The 20455-nt window shown below is 34.4% G+C and carries 18 protein-coding genes; 6 read left to right on the top strand and 12 right to left on the bottom strand.

The window, feature by feature from the left end; genetic code table 11:
• Positions 1-286 precede the first annotated feature (286 nt).
• From GCQ56_RS06145 to GCQ56_RS06155, 3 genes are all read left to right on the top strand, one after another.
• Positions 287-1021: a DUF6261 family protein gene (locus tag GCQ56_RS06145; RefSeq protein ID WP_152733542.1), complete on the top strand. Its 735-nt coding sequence runs from the start codon at positions 287-289 to the stop codon at positions 1019-1021.
• Positions 1022-1182: 161 nt separating this feature from the next.
• Complete coding sequence (locus GCQ56_RS06150) at positions 1183-1998, top strand: FKBP-type peptidyl-prolyl cis-trans isomerase (RefSeq protein WP_152733543.1); 816 nt, start codon at positions 1183-1185, stop codon at positions 1996-1998.
• Between the two features lie 129 nt (positions 1999-2127).
• Positions 2128-2640: a hypothetical protein gene (locus GCQ56_RS06155; RefSeq protein WP_152733544.1), complete on the top strand. Its 513-nt coding sequence runs from the start codon at positions 2128-2130 to the stop codon at positions 2638-2640.
• An 87-nt stretch (positions 2641-2727) separates the two neighbouring features.
• Here GCQ56_RS06155 and GCQ56_RS06160 read toward each other — a convergent pair whose 3' ends face one another.
• Complete coding sequence (locus GCQ56_RS06160; RefSeq protein ID WP_152733545.1) at positions 2728-3051, bottom strand: hypothetical protein; 324 nt, start codon at positions 3049-3051, stop codon at positions 2728-2730.
• A 181-nt stretch (positions 3052-3232) separates the two neighbouring features.
• Here GCQ56_RS06160 and GCQ56_RS06165 point away from each other — a divergent pair, with 181 nt between their 5' ends.
• Positions 3233-5302: an LruC domain-containing protein gene (locus tag GCQ56_RS06165; protein WP_152733546.1), complete on the top strand. Its 2070-nt coding sequence runs from the start codon at positions 3233-3235 to the stop codon at positions 5300-5302.
• A gap of 59 nt (positions 5303-5361) precedes the next feature.
• Here GCQ56_RS06165 and GCQ56_RS06170 read toward each other — a convergent pair whose 3' ends face one another.
• The 9 genes from GCQ56_RS06170 to GCQ56_RS06210 all read right to left on the bottom strand — a co-directional run bounded on the left by GCQ56_RS06170 (position 5362) and on the right by GCQ56_RS06210 (position 15565).
• Positions 5362-6852: an NAD(P)/FAD-dependent oxidoreductase gene (locus GCQ56_RS06170; RefSeq protein ID WP_152733547.1), complete on the bottom strand. Its 1491-nt coding sequence runs from the start codon at positions 6850-6852 to the stop codon at positions 5362-5364.
• Between the two features lie 267 nt (positions 6853-7119).
• Positions 7120-7779 carry a hypothetical protein gene (locus GCQ56_RS06175; RefSeq protein WP_152733548.1) on the bottom strand — a complete coding sequence of 220 codons (660 nt, stop codon included), beginning with the start codon at positions 7777-7779 and terminating at the stop codon, positions 7120-7122.
• Between the two features lie 99 nt (positions 7780-7878).
• The gene (gene pyrI, locus GCQ56_RS06180; RefSeq protein ID WP_152733549.1) at positions 7879-8337 is read right to left on the bottom strand and encodes an aspartate carbamoyltransferase regulatory subunit; all 459 of its coding nucleotides are present in this window, start codon (positions 8335-8337) and stop codon (positions 7879-7881) included.
• A 33-nt stretch (positions 8338-8370) separates the two neighbouring features.
• On the bottom strand, positions 8371-9276 hold the full coding sequence (pyrB, locus tag GCQ56_RS06185; protein WP_152733550.1) for an aspartate carbamoyltransferase: 906 nt from the start codon (positions 9274-9276) through the stop codon (positions 8371-8373).
• A gap of 391 nt (positions 9277-9667) precedes the next feature.
• Positions 9668-10279 carry a YigZ family protein gene (locus tag GCQ56_RS06190; protein ID WP_152733551.1) on the bottom strand — a complete coding sequence of 204 codons (612 nt, stop codon included), beginning with the start codon at positions 10277-10279 and terminating at the stop codon, positions 9668-9670.
• A 20-nt stretch (positions 10280-10299) separates the two neighbouring features.
• Positions 10300-11160, bottom strand: coding sequence for an EamA family transporter (locus GCQ56_RS06195; protein ID WP_152733552.1), 861 nt, complete (start codon positions 11158-11160; stop codon positions 10300-10302).
• Between the two features lie 109 nt (positions 11161-11269).
• The gene (dnaA, locus tag GCQ56_RS06200; protein ID WP_152733553.1) at positions 11270-12700 is read right to left on the bottom strand and encodes a chromosomal replication initiator protein DnaA; all 1431 of its coding nucleotides are present in this window, start codon (positions 12698-12700) and stop codon (positions 11270-11272) included.
• Between the two features lie 389 nt (positions 12701-13089).
• On the bottom strand, positions 13090-14319 hold the full coding sequence (locus GCQ56_RS06205; protein ID WP_152733554.1) for an MlaD family protein: 1230 nt from the start codon (positions 14317-14319) through the stop codon (positions 13090-13092).
• A 55-nt stretch (positions 14320-14374) separates the two neighbouring features.
• Positions 14375-15565 (bottom strand): N-acetylmuramoyl-L-alanine amidase, encoded by a 1191-nt coding sequence (locus GCQ56_RS06210; protein ID WP_152733555.1) that lies wholly within the window; start codon positions 15563-15565, stop codon positions 14375-14377.
• Positions 15566-15716: 151 nt separating this feature from the next.
• Here GCQ56_RS06210 and GCQ56_RS06215 point away from each other — a divergent pair, with 151 nt between their 5' ends.
• A complete protein-coding gene (locus GCQ56_RS06215) occupies positions 15717-18335 on the top strand; it encodes a putative LPS assembly protein LptD (protein WP_193323725.1) in 2619 nt (872 codons plus the stop codon).
• Positions 18336-18414: 79 nt separating this feature from the next.
• On the opposite strand, the gene GCQ56_RS06220 is transcribed toward GCQ56_RS06215, so the two are convergent.
• The gene (locus GCQ56_RS06220; RefSeq protein WP_152733556.1) at positions 18415-18981 is read right to left on the bottom strand and encodes an aminodeoxychorismate/anthranilate synthase component II; all 567 of its coding nucleotides are present in this window, start codon (positions 18979-18981) and stop codon (positions 18415-18417) included.
• Positions 18982-19052: 71 nt separating this feature from the next.
• Here GCQ56_RS06220 and GCQ56_RS06225 point away from each other — a divergent pair, with 71 nt between their 5' ends.
• Positions 19053-19430, top strand: a complete 378-nt coding sequence (locus tag GCQ56_RS06225) for a RidA family protein (RefSeq protein WP_152733557.1) — start codon at positions 19053-19055, stop codon at positions 19428-19430.
• A gap of 57 nt (positions 19431-19487) precedes the next feature.
• On the opposite strand, the gene GCQ56_RS06230 is transcribed toward GCQ56_RS06225, so the two are convergent.
• On the bottom strand, positions 19488-20444 hold the full coding sequence (locus tag GCQ56_RS06230; RefSeq protein ID WP_152733558.1) for a hypothetical protein: 957 nt from the start codon (positions 20442-20444) through the stop codon (positions 19488-19490).
• Positions 20445-20455: the final 11 nt, after the last annotated feature.

Here is a 20455-nt window from a genome sequence, read left to right on the forward strand (position 1 = left end):
GTAAGCCTACAGTAGGCAAAAGCAGGTTTCAAGCTGGATTAGGAATGACTTTTAGTTGATTGATTTACTTATTATGAAGTAGTAGTCATAATTTAATTAAATAGCATCATAAATAAAAAGATCGAAAGCTTATGTAGTGCTGATATTTGCTAAGTTTCTGATAATGAAAATAAAAAAGATAAATAAATATTAGTCAATAAAACAAAATAATATTTGATTAATTAAATGGAATTGAATAAATTAGATGGAAGGAATTACTTAAGTTTAATTTATAAAATCAATCCCTATGATTATTTATCCATTATTTTACCGCATGCACGTAGCGGAATATTTAACTTATTCCGACAGAATTTTTGCTTTAATTCTGGAATTGGCAACAGAAAGCATCACTTTTGAGCCTTTTAAAAGCAGAATTGAACAATGTTTAATTCGATTGAGGAAAACCCAGGAAAAGGTAAACACTCAAATTCTTACCGAAACTGTTGGCTTATGCGACGCTCGTCGTGATCAGGCTGTAATGGCTTTTGAAACTTTTGCATTGGCTTGTTCCAAACGATTGAATGTGGAAGTGAGCGAAGCAGGTAAGGAGATCTTAAATGAAATTAGCAGTCACGGTCCCAATTTAATTCGCAGACCCATGCTTGAGGAGTCTGCTATTATTAAAAGTTTAGTTGAGAAAATTAAAACCAACACCAAGTTGAGTGAGGCTTTAACGAAAATAGATGGTGGAGTGTGGATGCAGGAGGTAGAAGAAGCGGAAAATGACTTTGGTATTGCCATAGAATCCAGAGGAGAAGCCAAGTTGGATAGGAGCGAGGAATCTGGAATTGAGGTTTGCAAGGAGATCAAAAAGGAGTTTGAATCTTTCTTTAAATATTTGGATGTGATGTGCGAACTTGAAGCGGATGCTGTTTACGAGAATCTTGCCAAAGAAATTAATATCGTAAGCGAAGAAACAAATGTCCTGGTATCGCAAAGAGTTGGACGACTAGCCAGCGTAAAAGAAGAAGAGACGGAATAAATACCCTTTACCTACTACATACTTAAAAGTAACCCCTATGTACAGAATTGTATGTGGGGGTTTTTTATTTTGGGAAGTTCCGTAAATGGAAAAGAATATTTTGCTGGGAGGAATAAGAATTGTATTTTCAGATTTTCGAAATTAAACCAACAAACGAACCCATGAAATTTATCTATTTACTTGCAGCCGTAGCTGCTCTTAGTTTTTCATCCTGTAAAACAGGAAACAAAGCCAAAACCGAAATCGCTTTGGGCGATACCATTCAAACTGCTAGTGGTTTGCAGTATTACTACCTGAAAAAGGGCGAGGGCAGAAAGGTAGAGACCGGATCGAAAATGGGGACTTACTTGAGTCTTAAAGTTGAGGATAATGTGGTTTGGAACACCAATGAGTTACCCGATTCACTTTTCACTTTTGTTACCGATTACTCACGATTGATTAAGGGTTTTACCGAAATGAGTTTGTTGCTTCGTGAAGGCGACGAAGTGGTTTGTATCCTTCCAGATTCCTTGGCATATGGCGCTAAAGGTGCCGGGGATATCATACCTCCACACGCAACTTTGGTTTACGATCAGTTTAAAGTAATTCAGGTAGATGCGCCAAAGGCGTTTCTTTCGGATTTGTTATTTACTGATTTAAAAGATAAAAGCCTTGAGGATGCAGTGAATACCTTTAATAGAATTGTAAAAGGTAGCGATTCACTAAAATATCATACCGATAATGAGCAAATGAATCGAGTGTGGGAACAGTTAACAGCAGATAGTCTGCATCAAAAAGCCTATGTTTATGCGGATCAATTTGGTGAATTGACCAATGATAACAGATTAAAATACCGATCGATTTTGTCGATGGAGAGCATGGGCGAATTTTTGAAAGCGAAAGACAAATTGGAACTTCTTTTAGTGGCAGATCCTGATAATGAAAGAATGCAAGAGAAAATGATTGATTTGTGTAAAAAACATAGCGAGAGCAAATAATCTACAAAGAAATGTAGTAGTAGAACCCAGCCTAAAGCCTGGGTTTTTTTATGAATATAATATTTTGTTGAATGATTCGATTATGCTAATTTCAGCCCTTAATTATAGTAAAGATCTAAACTTAAATTTATGAACGTAATCAAACAAAACTTTAAACAGTACTTAAAAGCATTAAATATTGTGCACGCTGCTTTGCTGTTAGGAGCAGTATTATTTGCTGCAATGACCTTATTTTTGAATCAAACGAATGGAATAGGGCAGAAGGATGCTGAAATGGAGAATATCTTTTTGGTAATGGTGCCACTTTTTTTTCTTGGAAGTTTTGTAGCTAATTATATTTTGATTCCCAATAGGCTAGAGAAAGATAGAAAAGAAAAAGACTTAAGCTCGAAACTGGATTCGTATAGAGCTACCCAAATTGTGAAGTTTGCAATTATGGAAGGACCTGCATTTTTTGCTATTGTTACCTTTTTAATAACAGGAAGCTACCTATTAATAGGATTTGCTGGTATGATAATGGTGCTGTTTGCTACCTATTTCCCTACAAAAGAAAAAGTAATTAACGAGTTGGAATTGAATCGAAAAGAGCAAGACATCCTGAAAGATGAGAATGCAACAGTACTCGAGTTTACTCAAAAATAATTAGAAGAAGTTCAATCGCCACAAGTTCCGTGCTTGTGGCTTTTTTTCGCAATTTACTACTGCAGGTTTTAAATTTGCAGCCTTTACCTAGAGTTCTTCGACTCTCTCTAAATCCATTTTGCCAAATACGGCAGAAGCAACCGCCATAGGACCATTCTCGGAACACAATCTAAATTCACTGGTAAAAAGGTTACTCTGAAATCGAAGAACGGTACAATCTTCCATATCTTTTTTGCTGTTATACAGTTTCACAAATTTATGAGAATCGCCACGTCCAGCTTTATTGCCCGATTTAAAATGAATGTTAATGGATTGATTGGAATCTGACCAGGAGAAGGAGCAGATTTCTTGTGTTTCAATATTACGCCAGTTGCCTTTGGTAATAATGTTTATCATTTCTGTTGAGTTCATAGAATCTTGGTTTATGGAATTGCGTTCACATAAGTTACGAAAAAGTGAATAGAAGATCAATTCTCAACTACTGCTAGTTAATTTCTTTCATAATTGAACATTTTGTTTAAACAATTGTTACTTATTTACGTAAGAGATACTTTACACCACAAATCGACTATAAATTAAAAATAAACCTACTATGAGTAAGATTTTCAATCCATTGTTATTTTTGTCTTTATTTCTGATTGGCATTTCCTGTTCAAATTCATCTAAAATTGAAGATGATCCCGATCCAGGAGCAGACGAATCGCAATTTTTAAATTTGGATGTTCCAACTGGTTTTACTTTCGAAACAACAGGTAATGTAGTTTTGGAAATTAATGATTCTGATGAAGGAGCCTATTACTACATTTATGCTTTCGAGGACGAGAATACTTCGAAAGAGATTACCTATATCGATGATGAAGGCAATAGCATTACCGATAATGCTTATTTCGCGGATAATCTTAACGCGCATGCTATTGCAACGGTTCGCATCAATTCGGGTAAGGCAAAGTTGAATCTTTCGGTCCCAACAAATGTAAAGTGTTTATTCTTGCAAAAGCGCTTTAATAATGCATTTGCATGTGCTTATACCGATGATTTATCTGAAAATCGTCCTACTAGTTTGTCATTTAATGGCAATACTTTAAAAACAAAAGCAGGCAATACATCTTTCGTTAAGAATTCGGGATTGGCTAGTGATGTTTTGTGGTGTGTAAATGGGAGTGGACAGCTCTTTACGGTTAACCCTGAAGATTTGACTACGGTTCGTAAGCCAGATTTGGCTGAAGGAACATGGACAGTGGCTATGGATTATCAGAACCACCAATTTTATACAATCGGTCGTGGCAAACCGTACAAATTGTATCGTTACGATGTAGATGTGGAAAACGATTATGCCGTATCGGAACCTACAATTATTAATGATAACCTTGGCTTTGGAGGACCTCGTTTGGAGTACGCGAATGACGAAGGCTTTCTATATTTTTCGAATAAAAATTACATCTATAAATTAAATCCAGCTGATGGAAGTGTGTTGGAAAGTTTTACGATTGATGATGGATTGAACAACACTAGTGGCGGTGACATTGCAAAAGGGAGTGATGGAAGCTGGTACATGTCCACCTTTGGTGGCTTGTATGAACTTACCTTTAATGAAGGATCGGACGAAGTAAATGCAGTTCGAAAGAGTGCTGATAATTTACCTTATACTCCAACTTCCTTATGTATTGATTCGAAAACAACACCTGATATTTGGGTGGCAGATAATTTTACCCCGTCGAGTTTGTATGTTATGGATACCCAAACAGGAGGATACGAAACACGTAATCCGGATAACGAATTAGGCATAAACGATCTAACCAAAACACCTATTGTATATGAGAATGTTGGTGATTCGGATAATGATGGTTGTCCTGATGACATTGATGAATATCCTAATGATCCCGAAATTTGTTTGAATACTGTAACTCCTACAAAATATGGATGGGGAAGTCTTGCTTTTGAAGACATGTGGCCCTATAAAGGAGATTACGATTTCAATGACTTGGTAGTAAATTATCGATACACTATGATGTTAAATATTGATAATAAGGCGGTACAGATGGAAGCCAAATTTTGGGTGAAACATGTAACTGGTGCTTCTTTTAATAATGGTTTTGGAATTCAGTTTGACGATTTACTGCCATCTCAAATCGAAAGTGTAACAGGTACAGATATTCGTTCCTCTTATGTAACCATTGATCAGGTAACTGGTTTAGAGGCCAACCAGGATAAGCCGGTTGTAATTGTTTTTGATCAATCTCAGAATTATAGAAATGAGACTGCAGAGGCAGATCCGAATTACAACGAAATAACAGTAATGATTCGCTTTACAAGTCCATTAGAGTTGGATAAAATAGGAAGTAGCCCTTTTAATCCATTCCTAATTGTAAATGGAAATCGTGAACATGAAATTCATTTGCCAAATCAAGCCATGACTTCATTGGGGCAAAATAATTTTGAGGCAACTCCTACTAACGTCGATCCCGATGGGGATTACAGAACAAGTGAAGGATTACCATGGGCAATTGCCATTGTGCACGAGTTTAAATACACAAAAGAGAAGGTTGAGATTTTAGAAGGATACAATCATTTTGCTACATGGGCAGAAAGTGGAGGTTCTTCTTATGCAGACTGGTACAAAGACAATAATGGATATAGAAATAACAGTAAAATAGATAATTAAATTGTAATACCTGATAAATTTAAAAAGACGTGAACTTCAAAAGTCACGTCTTTTTTGTATTAATTACTTTCTGGTCTCCAGTTTTTTAGTTTTATCAGATCTGGAAATGCCTTTGGTTTGTATATCGATTTTTCTTCGAAAACACGCAGACATTCCTGAACACCTTCACTAATACTAGGATGAGGATGAATGTTCTGTCGAATATCTTTTAAAGTTCCTTTTTGAGTAATTTGGTAAGCAATTGAGGTAATTAGGGTAGAAGCCTGTGGACCAGCTGCACGCATTCCCAAGATTCTATCATTGCCATCGTCACTTACTATAATTTTAATGAAACCATCTACGGCTCTCATAGCTACTGCGCGGTTAACAAGGGAGTTGGAGTAGGTGGCAACTTTGTATGGAATACCTCTTTTTTTACAGGCTTTTTCGTTCAATCCTACGGCTGCTACTTCAGGTTTAAAGAACATTAAAGTTGACATGTTCGAATAGTCCAATGGATACTCTAAATTGCCATAAAGCGCCTCTACGATATATCTACCTTGTAATTCTCCAACAGAATAAAGTTGAGCATGACCCGATACATCTCCGGCAGCAAAAATATTACAGGATTTAAAGTCATCGGTGGCACAAACTTCATTTATATTTAGGTAACCTCGTTCAGTGGTTTCAATTCCAACATTCTCCAAACCAAGATTATCCAGATTCGGGATTCTTCCAATGGCAACCAAGGCTACATCAACTTCCAATACCTTCGAATGTCCATCCTGATAATCCAAAACAACTTCCAGAAAATCGGGTTTTTTACGAATGCATCGTAGGTTGGCAGTATGATGAATGTTAACGCCATTGTTCTCGAGATTTTTGGACACAAAACCACTTAAATCATCATCTTCGTAAGGAATTACTTTGTGCTGTCTGTCTAATAAATGAACTTCAGTTTGGCTGTAATTTGAGAAAATTGTGGCGAATTCACAACCAATAATACCCGATCCAAGTATGATCATTCGTTCTGGAAATTCCTTCAGGTTCATTACACCTTCAGAATCAATAATTCTTTCCTGATCGATTTCTACATCAGGCATTGGTCTTGGTCTGGAACCCGTTGCAATTATAAAATTATCGCCATGAACTCTTTCTGTTTTATTCTCCGAGGTAATTTCAACGGTATGTGAATCTATGAATTTTCCCCATCCGTGTTTTAGGGTGATGTTCCCAAATTCTTCACTTGGTTCGGCATAAGTTTCAATTTGCGATAGCATTTGCAATTGCTTTTGCTTTGCTGCCTGAATAATGGTTTTCTGAACCTGTTTGTAATCCACATTTAATCCGGAAGCCCGATATCCTCTCATCACCGATGAAGCAATGGAAAAATCTCTTGAAAGCTCCCACATTGCTTTGGAAGTAAGTGCACCATTCATAATTCCTGCACCACCTAAATGGCTTGCTTCAATCATACATACCGATTTTTTAAAATCAATAGCACGCATTGCTGCTGCGAAACCGGCAGGACCACTTCCTATAACAACAAGGTCGTATTTTTCTATACTCATAAAAATGTTTGTGTTTATTGTTTTTTGACTGATATTCAGACATTATTAAGTAGATTAAAACAATGTCATTTGGGGCGAAATTCAGTCGGTTTTCGAACTCCCCGTGAAATCAAGCATTAAGATAGAAATAATAATTTCAAGTTGGTAGGAAAAATATGTTTTGCAGATAAAAAAGTCTTTTTTTATTGTAATGTTGGGTGCAAAAAAATAGAGACGTAATATTTTACGCCTCTATCATATCAATTTTATATCTGGAATTGTATTTAGCTAGTAAATCAATTCTTCTTTTTTTAACTTTTCAAAAGTGCTTTTAAAGAGAATCTGGTGAAGTAAAAACGCTTCTTTTAAATGCTCGTTGGTGAATTCTTGCTCGTGTTCAATATAGTTTGCCAGATCAAGTAGGAATTCATCATCGCGAAGATTTGGATAGTCTTGTTCTATATGATAGATATCAGAAAACTGCATGAATGGAAGTCTTGCCAATACTATTTTGCGTTGCTCGTTGTGGGTGTCTAAATCTCCAGCTTTATTATCCGAAAAATAGAAATCTTGCAGGCTATCAACAAAAAAATCATCGAAACTTTTCATCACAATAATTCGGTCTTTTCTCAATCGAAATAGCTCACAAGTATCCACTTCAGGGCTTCGTTTTTCTTCTGCCTCAATAGCTTTACTAATATACAAATAGGCAAGGTGAGCCAAGCCAATATTTTCCTCTTCTTCATCAATCAGATCCCAATGAATCATCATGATAATGGATTTACCCAATTGAGAAACAAATGCATCATTCCATAGTACAAAAGGATCTTCTTTTATCTCTCTGTAAATGAATCGAAGTGCTTCTTTTCCAGCTCTTATTTTTCCATTCTGCCCTAGTTCTATCGCCTCCGAAATTGTAGCTCTTAATTGTTCAACTTTTGAATTCATATGTAATGATGAGATTGTGCTGATTTTATATTCGCTGCAAAGGTAAAAAAAAAGAAGTCCCTAAGGACTTCTTTCACTAACAAGAAAATCACAAAACAATTAAATGATTTCAATGTGTTTGTGATCCGTAATTTTTTCACAATAGTGGCATTTCAATGTAATAGGAGAGTCTTCAATCACCTTAAAGCGAGTAGTCACTGCCTCTACATTTGTAATACATTTTGGATTCATACACTTTGCAATTCCAACTACCTTCTGAGGAGATTCTACAATTTTCTTCTCAACTACCTGGTAATTTTTAATGATATTTAGTTTTGCATGAGGAGCAATTAAAGATATTTTATTGATCTCTTCATCTTCGAAAAATTTCTCTGCAATTTTAATAATAGCTTTTTTACCTAAAATTTTACTTTCCAGATTGTTTCCAAAAGTTACTGAGTTAGGACATTTGTCTAAGCCTAAGATGTTGATTACCTGAAATAAATATTCTGCAGGAATGTGGTCAATTACAGTTCCGTTTTCGATCGCACTTACTTGTAATTCTTTTTTTGCATTCATATTTTGATGTTCTTTTTAGCGTGAGAAATGGGTTTAAAGATCAAGAGCTTTGGCAATAATCGCCTGACGTGCATACACGCCGTTTAAAGCTTGTTCAAAATAGTAGGCCTTAGGATTGCTATCTACGTCAACAGCAATTTCGTTTACTCTTGGCAGTGGATGAAGAATTCTCAGGTTGTCTTTGGTATTCTCAAGCATATCATTTTTAAGAATGTATACATTTTTTACTTTCTCATACTCCAACGGATCTGCAAAACGTTCGCGCTGAACACGAGTCATGTATAAAATATCTGCATCGTTAATGATATCATCAAATTCGGTATGCTCTTGGTATTTGATGTTGTTCTTGTCCATAAAAATCTTGTAAGCCAACGGAATTTCAAGTTCTTTAGGAGCAATAAAATGGAAGGTTGGATTAAAGTGAGACATAGCCATTAGTAGAGAGTGAACGGTTCTACCATATTTCAAATCACCAACCATAAAAATGTTTAGGTTTTCAAGTGTGCCCTGCGTTTTGTAAATAGAATACAAATCGAGCATGGTTTGAGTAGGGTGCTGGTTGGCTCCATCACCTGCGTTGATAACCGGAACTTCGGATACTTCGGAAGCATAGCGTGCTGAACCTTCAATTGGATGGCGCATTACAACTAAATCGCAATAGTTGCTTACCATTTTAGTGGTATCTTTCAAGGTTTCACCTTTGGTAACACTCGATGATGAGGAATCGGTAAATCCAACGATTTTACCTCCCATGCGGCTAATGGCAGTTTCAAAGCTCAATCGGGTACGTGTAGATGGTTCGAAAAATAAAGAAGCTACAACTTTCCCTTCCAAAAGATTGCAGTTCGGATTTTTTTCGAATTCGGCAGCTCTAGCTAAAACTTCCAGGATTTCTTCCTTTGTGTAGTCGTCGATCGATACTAAACTTTTGTTATCCATTGATTAAAAATTAAAAGTGTATATAAAATGATTGTTTGAATCTTGGCACAAAAAAAAACCAACAATTACCGAAATAGATGGTAATGTTGGTTTTTTTGAAAAATATTTTTGAGGTAAATCACCAAAATGACGAAATCGGCAATTGTCCTTTAATTCATGTTTACTTCGAAATAAATAATGGAAAATGTGAGCTAAGAAGTAAAGGTTTTTACTTCTATTGTAAAATTGTGCGGCTCTAGATTGAATTAATAGTGTCTCCATTCTAGATCACAAATATAGGCATAAATTTTCCTAGAAATCAAATTGGAATTAGATTAATTATTAACAATCTTGCAATATTGGCCTTCCGTTAATTTTGCTGATGATATCTATAGCGTAGATTGTGAATTAGTTATATTGTGCGAATGTACTCTGCTTTTACACTGGTAATTTTTTTAAATTTTTCGATAATTCGATCCACTTCGCTTTGACGAATACTTAAAGTGATTTTACAGGTTAGGTTAAAATCTTGTCCCAATTGTTCTGGTTGATCATCCTTAATAATTTTCATAATATCATTCATCACCAAATAATCAAAGTGAATCTCGTAAATATCATTTACAGTTTTATCTAAAATTTCTGCATTTTCGATGGTCTGGGCAGCAGCTGTCTTGTAAGCATGGATCAATCCGCTTACGCCTAATTTTGTACCACCAAAATAACGAATTACAATAATAAGAATATTGGTAAGATCGTTCGATAGAATTTGTCCCAAAATTGGTTTTCCCGCAGTTGATGAAGGTTCACCATCATCGTTGGCTCTAAAATTTTTTTTATCTGCTCCAAGCATATAGGCATAGCAGTGATGACGAGCATCGTAATACTCTTTTTTTAGCTTTGCAATGTGCTCTTTTATCTCCTCTTCGGAACTTACAGGGTAGGCATAGGCAATAAATTTACTTCCCTTCTCTTTGTAAATTCCTTCCGATTTTTCGGCTATGGTTTTGTAAGTGTCGTCACTCATTAATCGGGTAATCTTGTTGTTTAATTTGTAAGTATAAAAATAGCAATAAATGCCAGTACTATGCCTAATACATTAATTTTGTTCAGTTTTTCTTTAAAAATTCCAATGCCTATTACTACTGATAGTGCTACTATTCCAATATTGATAATACTAAATACTACAGAACTGTCGAAACCCGATTCGTTTAATGAAGCAATAAGAAAGTAAAGTGATCCATAATTAACAAGTCCTAAAATACATCCACCAATTAGTATTTTGGCTTGAAATAGTTTTGAAAGATTTTCTCTTCGGATAAGTAACGCGATGAAACCAGCAATGGCTGCAATTGCAAATAGTAGAGTCGAAAATTCTTCTTTCCCACCTGAGCTAAGAAATTCTTCCTGTGCAAATTTAACCAGAGAATCTACAGTTCCGGCACCGAAGAAAAGTAGGATAGGGAGCCAAATATATTTGCGATTTAATGTATCGTGTTTCTCCTTATATATGCTTAATAATACTGCACTTATTGCAAGAAAAAATCCAATAGTTTTTTGGACATTCAGTTGCTCATTATAGTAGGCTATGGAAAAAATCATAGGCAATACAAATGACATTTTACTGGCCAACGTGGTTACGGATAAACCCGCCTTTTGAGTGGATTTACCAATAATAAAGAATACAACAATAAAGAGAATACCAATTATTATAGAAGGAGTAAACCATGATTTGTCGATGATACTTTGAATGTGAAAATCTGAATTGGATAAAAAGTAACCACAGAATGTGGCAGTTATATAGTTTACTATAATTGCCGGTAAAATATCTACTTTAAACTTTTCTAAATATTTAAAACAAATAAAAATTCCGGCTGATGATAGTATAGCAAAGAGTAGGTTTAGCATAGTTGTAAATTTTGCGCAAAATAGTTGAATTTTAATCGATACCAAAAAGAAAAGCAGATTCTGGACGAATCTGCTTCTCAGGGTAGCAATATAGTAGTTAGAAATAGAACTACATTTTTAATTTTTTGTCAATTTCATCAATTTGAGTCTTAAATCCACGATCTGTATCGATTAAGTTGTTTACAGTTTTGCAAGCGTGCAATACAGTAGCGTGATCTTTGTTCCCAATTTGAGATCCGATGGATGCGAGTGAAGCTTTTGTCAAAGTTTTAGAGAAATACATAGCAATTTGACGTGCTTGTACAATTTCTCTTTTTCTTGTTTTGGCTTGTAATACATCTATTGGTAATGAGAAATGATCGCAAACCACTTTCTGTATGTAATCGATAGAAAGTTCGCGTTTAGTATTTTTCACCAACTTATCGATAATTGACATTGCCAATTCAAGATTTAACTCTTTTTTATTAAGTGTTGATTGTGCTAATAATGAAATTAGTGCTCCTTCAAGCTCTCTAACATTATTGGTAACATTACTGGCAATATATTCAATTACTTCATTGTCTAAAACAATTCCATCCTTGTATGCTTTTTGCTGTAAAATACGAACTCTTGTTTCGTAATCTGGATTTTGAAGATCTGCAGAAAGTCCCCACTTAAATCGTGATAACAATCGGTTTTCCATTCCCTTCAATTCAATAGGCGCTTTATCCGAAGTAAGAATTAACTGCTTACCCGATTGGTGCAAATGATTAAAGATATGGAAGAATGTATTTTGAGTTTTCTCTTTACCTGCAAGTTCTTGAATGTCATCAATAATTAGGACATCAATCATTTGATAGAAGTGAAGAAAATCATTTTTGTTATTATTACGAATTGCCTCGGTAAACTGAGTTTGGAATTTATTAGCACTTACATAAAGTACTGTTTTTTCCTGATACAATTCTTTAGTTTTTAAACCAATTGCCTGAGCAAGGTGAGTTTTCCCTAAACCTGAATCTCCATATAATACAAGAGGGTTAAAGGCAGTACCACCTGGATTTTCAGCAACAGCGACACCCGCTGATCTAGCTAATCGGTTACATTCCCCTTCAATAAAATTATTGAATGAATAATCCGGATTTAGCTGAGAATCGATATGTAATTTTTTGATTCCAGGAATTACAAAAGGATTTCGAATGGTCTGTTCCTCTTTATCAGAAGACATGTGAACCGGACGATTTTTTGTATTTGTTCCGTTATTCCCAGGAACAACAACCGAAACAGGCTTTGAATTTTCAATGTGATTGTTCTCCATCACTACATTGTACTCCAATTTAGCGCCATTTCCAATTTCTTTTCGTAGCGTTTTTCTCAGGATATCAATGTATTGCTCCTCCAGATACTCATAAAAAAAGTGACTTGGAACTTGTAATGTCAAGATCTGATTCTCCAAGTTCAAAGGTGCGATGGGCTCGAACCATGTTTTGAAGCTTATTGGAGGCACATTGTCTTTTATTACAGCCAAGCAATTATTCCAAACCTGGAAGTGATTATTATTCATTTCTATTTCAGCGTTTTAAAAAATTAGGGTGTGTCTAAATTTGCTTATGCAAGATTGTGAAAAAAAAAAAGAAAAAAAAATTATTTAGCTCTTGACTTTCTGAAAACATTTCTTATCCTACTATTATTAAGGGATACAAAAATGAAAAAAAAAAGAAAAATTTTAAGGTTCTGAAAATCAGATATTTAATATAAATAATAGTTTAAGTTTCTGGTTGTTAGTCATTTCACTATTCATACTTTTTTGTCTTAAAATCTTGTTTAGAATTAAACAAATATAAAACATAAAACAGGGACGGTTAAGAATTTGCTAGTTGTAACTCTTAGGTCAATAAACTCAGGGGCTTAACTGTTTTTTATTTTACTATAATTAAATCTGTTAAGTTTTTATTATTCCTCAGGAGTTATTTTAATAATAAAGGCATCCGGAAAATCAGTCTTAATTCTTTTAAGTTTTCTTATAATCTCTTTATAATTTTTCGTGTTGCCAATGGTGTATTTATATCTACCATTATAATAAAGCTCATTAATATTCTTGAACCCCTTAAAAGAGGGAGAGTCTAGAGGTATTTGTTTATTGGAAGCCATTATTTGTACACGGTACTCAGTATTTTTCTCAAGATCTTTTTTCTTTTTGGTTTTATTCGAATCCATATAAACGGTTTTACCAGTATCGAATAATGAAAAGTGCATGTACTTTTTTGGATTATTTTTTAAATCTATTAGCAAATTGGTTAAACTGTTTGACGCAGCTTCCATGTTCATATATAAGGTATCATTATTAACTAGCATACCCATTGATCCTTCACCAGAGTTTATTTTGTCTAAGATTTCACTACTTTGTTTTAAGGTAAGTTTAGCGTGATTTATAGTTTGAGCTATATCTGCAGCCGACAGCGAATCACTGATTGAAGAAAAATTGGTGAGAATGGTAGTGATATTCTCATTGTTTTGTCTTAGGTTGTTAGTTATAGAGTCAACATTGGAAATAATGTTTTCCATATGAGATTTTTGACTTGTAACAATTGTATCTAATGTTCCTGATGTATTCTCTAGCTTTTTAAATGTTTGTTCTATACTACTAAAACTTCGTGTTAAATTTTCCCTTGAATCCTTATTAAATACATATTGAATTACTGAAAGAACCGAATCTAAGCTAGACATCAGGTTTTCTGCCTTTTTTTTCAAAGGTAGCATTTGCATACTAACTTGCTCTTTAAGATCTCCTTCAATGCTTCCACGTAGAGTATCGCCGGGTTGAAGAGTTATTTTGGAATCACCAATAATCAATTTAATCTCTTTTGATCCCATGATATCAGAACTTATAATTCTCGCTACTGTATTTGCAGGAAGTTTAAACTCATCTGAAATATTAAATTCTACAATTAAACTCGAAGCTGCTGCATCGCTAAATTTAATGGTTTTAATCTGTCCTATTTTTAATCCTCGTAGGGTAACCGGACTTGAATTTTTTAATCCACCTACACTTTCATATTGGGCACAATAAGTTTGTTCCGATGAAAGCATGTTAAAGCCTTTAAGAAAATTGATCCCCCATATCAAAACAACAATGGCGCCAACAACAACTAAACCTATAATGGCATCTTTAGAGAATTTCATGAGAATGATAATTATGTTTCGATTAAATTGATTTGATTCTTTAATGTAAAACTACTCATGTTTTTTGAAGTTCCTTGGCTTTTGATAGAGAAATTCTTTTCCCATTATAAAATGCCACAACAAAGCAATCTTTAATTTTCTTTCTTACTTGTTGTTGTAATTTTACAATCGTATTAAAATCTTTAGTCGATCCTACGGTGTATTTATATATACCATCAATTTTTCTTTCTTTTATTCCATCTATATTTTTAAATACTCTGGATGTAACAGGAATTTTTTTTGTTGATGATTTTAATTGTACACAATACTCCAAAATTTGCCCTTTCTTTGTTATTTCTTTTGATTCTGTTGAAATTGCCAAATTTGATTCGTCATTTTGGACTTCAACACTATCTTCAACAGCTAACATCACCGAAGATTTTTCAATTTTGTTTTTGTACTCTCTAAAAGCTCTAAAAATAGCACTGGCAAGATAATCCTGACCTTTTTTAGTTTTGAGATATTTTTCTTCAGTAGGATTAGAAACAAAACCAACCTCAACCAATATAGAAGGCATGCTCACTTGCTTTAGTACCCAGAAACCTGCTTCTCTTACCCCTCTGGAATGTCTCCCGACTCTGGTTTTAAATTGGTGTTCGGTTAATTCTGCCAAACTAATGCTCTTATCACGATTAACACCTTGTATCATATTAAAGATGATATAGGATGCAGGATTTTTTGGATCAAACCCTTCATATTTTGTACTGTAATCTTCCTCATATTCAATTACAGCATTCTCCTTCATCGCAACCTCTAAATTTTCTTTCGTTTTATGAAGTCCTAAAGTATATGTTTCCGTACCTCTTATTCGAGAATTGTTATTTGCATTAGCATGAATGGATATAAATAAATCGGCTTTATTCTGATTTGCAATTTCAGATCGCCTATTTAAAGGAATAAATACATCTGTCTTTCGAGTGTATATTACCTTAACATTTGGGAAATATTTTTTAATATACCCTCCCAGTTTTAGTGAGATATTTAAAACAATATCTTTTTCACGACTAACTTTTCCAAGCGCACCAGGATCTTTACCTCCATGTCCAGCATCTATAACTACTGTTTTTAATGTGTATGAATTTTCTTGAGCAATAGAATGTGCTCCTGATAATAAAAAAAATAGAATTAGACAGAAACCTGTTGATGTTCTATTGATTAGCGATCGTAAAATTTTATTAGGAATAATGTTCATTAGAAAAATCTTCATAAAAGAACTTAAAAAATGTTTTGAAGTTCGTTTCGATTAGGGAATATAGTACTTTTATTTGTATTTTTGGCGACTTAAGACTGAATTGCAATATATGTGCCGTATTCAGTTATATCATATCTTTTACAAAAATAACAGATAAAAATTGCATTTGAAATTACTACAAAAGGTTTTTATTTTTTTCGTTGGAGCAATTCTTCCATTGAACATATTTGCTGTTGAAAATAATATAAAGCGTTACGACCGAAAATTAATTACTGAATTTGATTTTTCAGTGATTGATACCCTTAGTAAGGAAAAGTCTCTGCTGCAGGCAGATAGTTTAAAAATGGTCGGTTCTGACTCGCTTAGTAGCGATTCAACAGCCAAAGAAAAACCATTGTTTGAAACCATGATAGAATACAATTGTGATGATACTATTGTGTTTTCCTTGACTAGGCAAAGTGTTTTTTTAACTAAGAATGCGTTCGTAAAATACGGTGAGACTGAGTTGAAAGCATATTATATTGAGTTGGATTTGGAAAAAAAGGAAGCTTTCGCGTATGGTATACAGGATACAACCGGGAATTTTATTTTCACTCCAGAATTTAAGGATGGGTCGGAAGAATTTACTTGCAAAGAACTAAAATACAATTTTGATACTGGTAAAGGATTGGTAAATGAGGTGATAACAGAGCAGGAAGGTGGTTTTGTACATTCTGAAATTACAAAAAAAATTAACGATAAGGTTTTCTATTTACGAAATGGAAAATATACAACTTGTAATCACCCGAATCCTCATTTTTACGTTAAAATGACCAAGGCTAAAATGATAAAGGATGATAAAATTGTCTCAGGTCCTTTGCATTTGGTTCTTGAAGATGTACCATTGCCTTTAGGATTGCCATTTGCAATGTTTCCTTTTAGTTCTTCTTACTCATCGGGATTAGTAATTCCTAGTTATGGTGAAGAGCAACAACGTGGATATAACTTACGTGGAGGTGGATATTACTGGGCAATTAATGATTACATGGATTTAAAGATTACTGGTGATATTTTTGCGAATGGATCGTGGGGTACCTATGTTGAATCTAAATATAAAACTAGGTATAGATATAGTGGAACATTTGCTACTGAATATCACTTTAATAAATATGGAGATAAAGGGTTATCTGATTATTATGAGACAACAGATTTTGCGATTAGATGGAATCACTCACAGGACGCTAAAGCAAATCCGTATCGTACATTTACAGCATCGGTTAATGTTTCTACAACAAATAACGACAGAAACAACTCTACATCTATTAATGAGATTACGAACAATCAAAAGCAGTCGAGTATATCCTATAGTAAAAAATGGGCTGATAGTCCGTTTAGTTTAAATGCGAGTTTAAGGCATTCACAAAATAGTAGAGATACAACAATAGCTCTTACCTTGCCGAGTATGTCTTTAAGTATGACTCAGATTTATCCTTTTAGAGCAAAAGGTAAAAGTACAGACCTTCGTTGGTACGATAAAGTAGGGATTAGTTATTCTTCTAAATTAGAGAATACAATTAATACTAAGGAAAGTAAACTGATGAGTTCGTCATTGCAAAAGGACTGGAAGAATGGTTATCAGCATAGTATACCAATTACAACAAACTTTAAATTGGCAAAGGATTTAACCTTATCGCCTACCTTGAATTATCAAGGTGTTTTGTATTCAAGATCAATCCGAAAATCTTGGGATCCGGATGCTGATGGAGGAGATGGTGATGTCAAAATAGATACTATTCAGGGGTTTAGATATGCTCACAATTATTCAACCAGCGCATCCTTGTCCTTAAGTCCTAAGATTTATGGTATGTACACCTTTAAGGAAACGTCAAAAGTGGCAGCTATTCGTCATGTTATGACTCCAACTATTAGTGTTAGTTATACGCCTGAAATTGGTGTTCCACGCAGTAAGTATTACAGAACTTATTACGATGAAAATAAGAAGGAAGATGTTGAGTATTCAATTTTTGAAAAAGGAGTGTATCCAACTCCGACCGGTGCTCAAGAATCGGGAAGTATTAATCTGAGTTTGGACAATAATATTGAGGCAAAGGTTCGAACTGCTAATGATACCACTGGCGTTGAAGATATGAAAAAAGTGAAGATTCTGGAGAGTTTGAAATTTTCCACTTCATACAATATGTTTGCAGATTCGTTGAATTGGTCTGATATACGAATGACAGGTAGGACGAAACTTTTTAATAAAAAGTTGGATTTAAATTTTAATTCAACTGTTAGTCCCTATAAATTGGGTGAAATCAACCAAAAGATTGATGAGTTTGGACCTCGATTAACAAATGCTTCCATTGATGTTGGATTTAGTTTATCTGCAAAAGATTTAAATCCGAATACGAAAGGTGGAGAAGGTGATGATAAGCAAGCTGAAGTGTGGAGAGATCCAAGATATGTTGATTTTGATATTCCTTGGTCGTTTTCAGTAGATTACGGATGGACTTATTCGAAGCCATCGAATCGTAAAAATATTACCCAGAACTTGGGCTTAACAGGTCAGATTACCTTAACTCCTAAGTGGGCAGTTAGTTTTTCTACTGGTTATGATTTTACAGATAAAGAGGTTACATCTACTCAATTTACAATTAATAGAAACTTGCACTGCTGGAAAATGTCGTTCAATGCAATTCCATTCGGAACCTATCAGTCATATAATTTCATGATTAATGTAGATTCTAGTATTCTTCAGGATTTAAAATATGAGAAGAAACAATCTTGGCAGGATGTTCAGTTTTAAATATAAGTACCTAACATGTTAGGTTTCAATTAAGATATACAAGGCGCAATTATTTGCGTCTTTTTTTTATGCTTATCAATTAAGATAGAATCCAGTTTTGTATTATTTTTTTTCCGTTTTCGGTCATAATGGATTCCGGATGGAATTGGACTCCGCACAAATTCAATTCTTTGTGTCTAATGGCCATAATGCAATTACTTTCATCTGTAGCGGTTATCTTAAGACACTTAGGGAAGTTATTTCTGGAAACTGCCCATGAATGATACCTTCCAGATTTAAAGCTATTGGGAACCTCAGAGAATAGAATTTCATTTTTATCTGTCACAATTGTTTCTTTGGGAATTCCATGAATAATTTCTTTCAGATTTAGAAGACTGCCTCCATAGTATTCTGCAATGAATTGCATGCCAAGGCAAACTCCCAGGATTGCTTTTTCTTTCGAATAGCGTTCTATTATTTCAGCCATAACTTTTACTTCGGAAGGTAGACCAGGACCTGGAGAAAAGATAATCTTATCACTATGCTCAATTTGTTGCCAATCAAGCTTATCATTTCGCATGGTGATGACTTCATCGCAAAATTGTTCAACAATGTGCACCAAATTGTAGGTGAAAGAGTCGTAATTATCTATAATTGCTATTCTCATTAAAGCTTTTTTATTTTAACTTTGGTGACGCAAAATAAATCAAATTTTACGAATACTAATTATTAACTGAAATGAAAAAGTGTATTAACTCAGAAAAAGCACCTAAGGCTATCGGACCCTATAGCCAGGCAGTAGAAGCAAATGGAACTTTGTACATCTCAGGACAGCTTCCTGTTGATGTTACAACTGGAAAATTTGTTGAAGGTGGTGTAAAGGAACAAACCGAGCAAGTAATGAAAAATATTGGCTATATTCTTGAACAAGCTGGTTATTCATTTAAGGATGTTGTAAAATCGACTTGTTTGTTAAGTGATATTTCAGGATTTGCTGAAATGAATGCTGTGTACGGTGAATATTACAAAGAAGAGTGTCCAGCTCGTGCAGCTTTTGCTGTTAAAGACTTGCCTCTTGGTGCATTGGTAGAAATTGAAACTATTGCTGTAAAATAGTACAGTATTTTAGATAGAAACAAAGACCACTAATCTATGATTGGTGGTCTTTGTGTATTATTCACCTACGATTCCAACATAAACTGGTAAATGATCAGATGATCCTCCTCTATAGGTGTGATAAGAATAAGTTCGGCTTGGTTTATATATGCCAGTTTGCTGATCGAAATAGAGTAATTTTTTATCACCATGAATGGTTAGCCGTGGTGCTTTTATCTTAATTCCTTTGCCAAACATCATTCCTTTGCTGATTATAATTTGATCAAACATTAGCCAATGTTTTTTAGCAAACAAACTTCCCACTTTGTTCTGATAGGGAATGGCTGCTAAATTGTAAAACTCAGTCTCCTTTATGTTTTTGTGAGCTTTGGTATGTAAATGTTTTGTGATAGATTTACTGATGGGTAGATCATTAAAGTCACCCATCATCAAAATTTTAGCTTCTGCATCTGCATTAAGAATAGTTGAGGCTTTCTTGTATAGGCAATTGGCTGCTACAATACGTTTAGGTTCCGATGCTAGTATTCCTTCTGCTCTCGATGGCCAATGATTTACAAATAAATGCACGACACTGCCTGCTAGTTTCCCTTTTACGTAAAGAATATCTCTTGTAACAAAACGAGAATTCCCATTCATGCGAACTGGTATTCTTTCATGATGAATCACCTCAAATTCAGTTTTGTTATAGAGTAGGGCAACGTCGATTCCTCTTCGATCCGGACTATCGTAATGAATAAAATCATATTCCCCTTTAAAGGCAGGTTGATATATTAAATCCCTTAAGACAGTTTTATTCTCAATTTCAGCAACTCCAATTGCAATAGGTAATTTTCCTGGTTGAATGGATTCTATTGCAGCTGTTATTCTCTCTACCTTATTCAGGTAGCGATTCTCAGTCCAATGATTCGATCCATTTGGTAAAAAATCATTGTCGTTCTTTTTGGGATCATCAGTAGTATCGAAGAAGTTTTCGAGGTTGTAAAAAGCAATTATATGTATGTTGGTGTTAGACATAAGTGTTAATT

This window comes from Marinifilum sp. N1E240, from assembly GCF_009295825.1.
GTDB lineage: Bacteria > Bacteroidota > Bacteroidia > Bacteroidales > Marinifilaceae > Marinifilum_A > Marinifilum_A sediminis.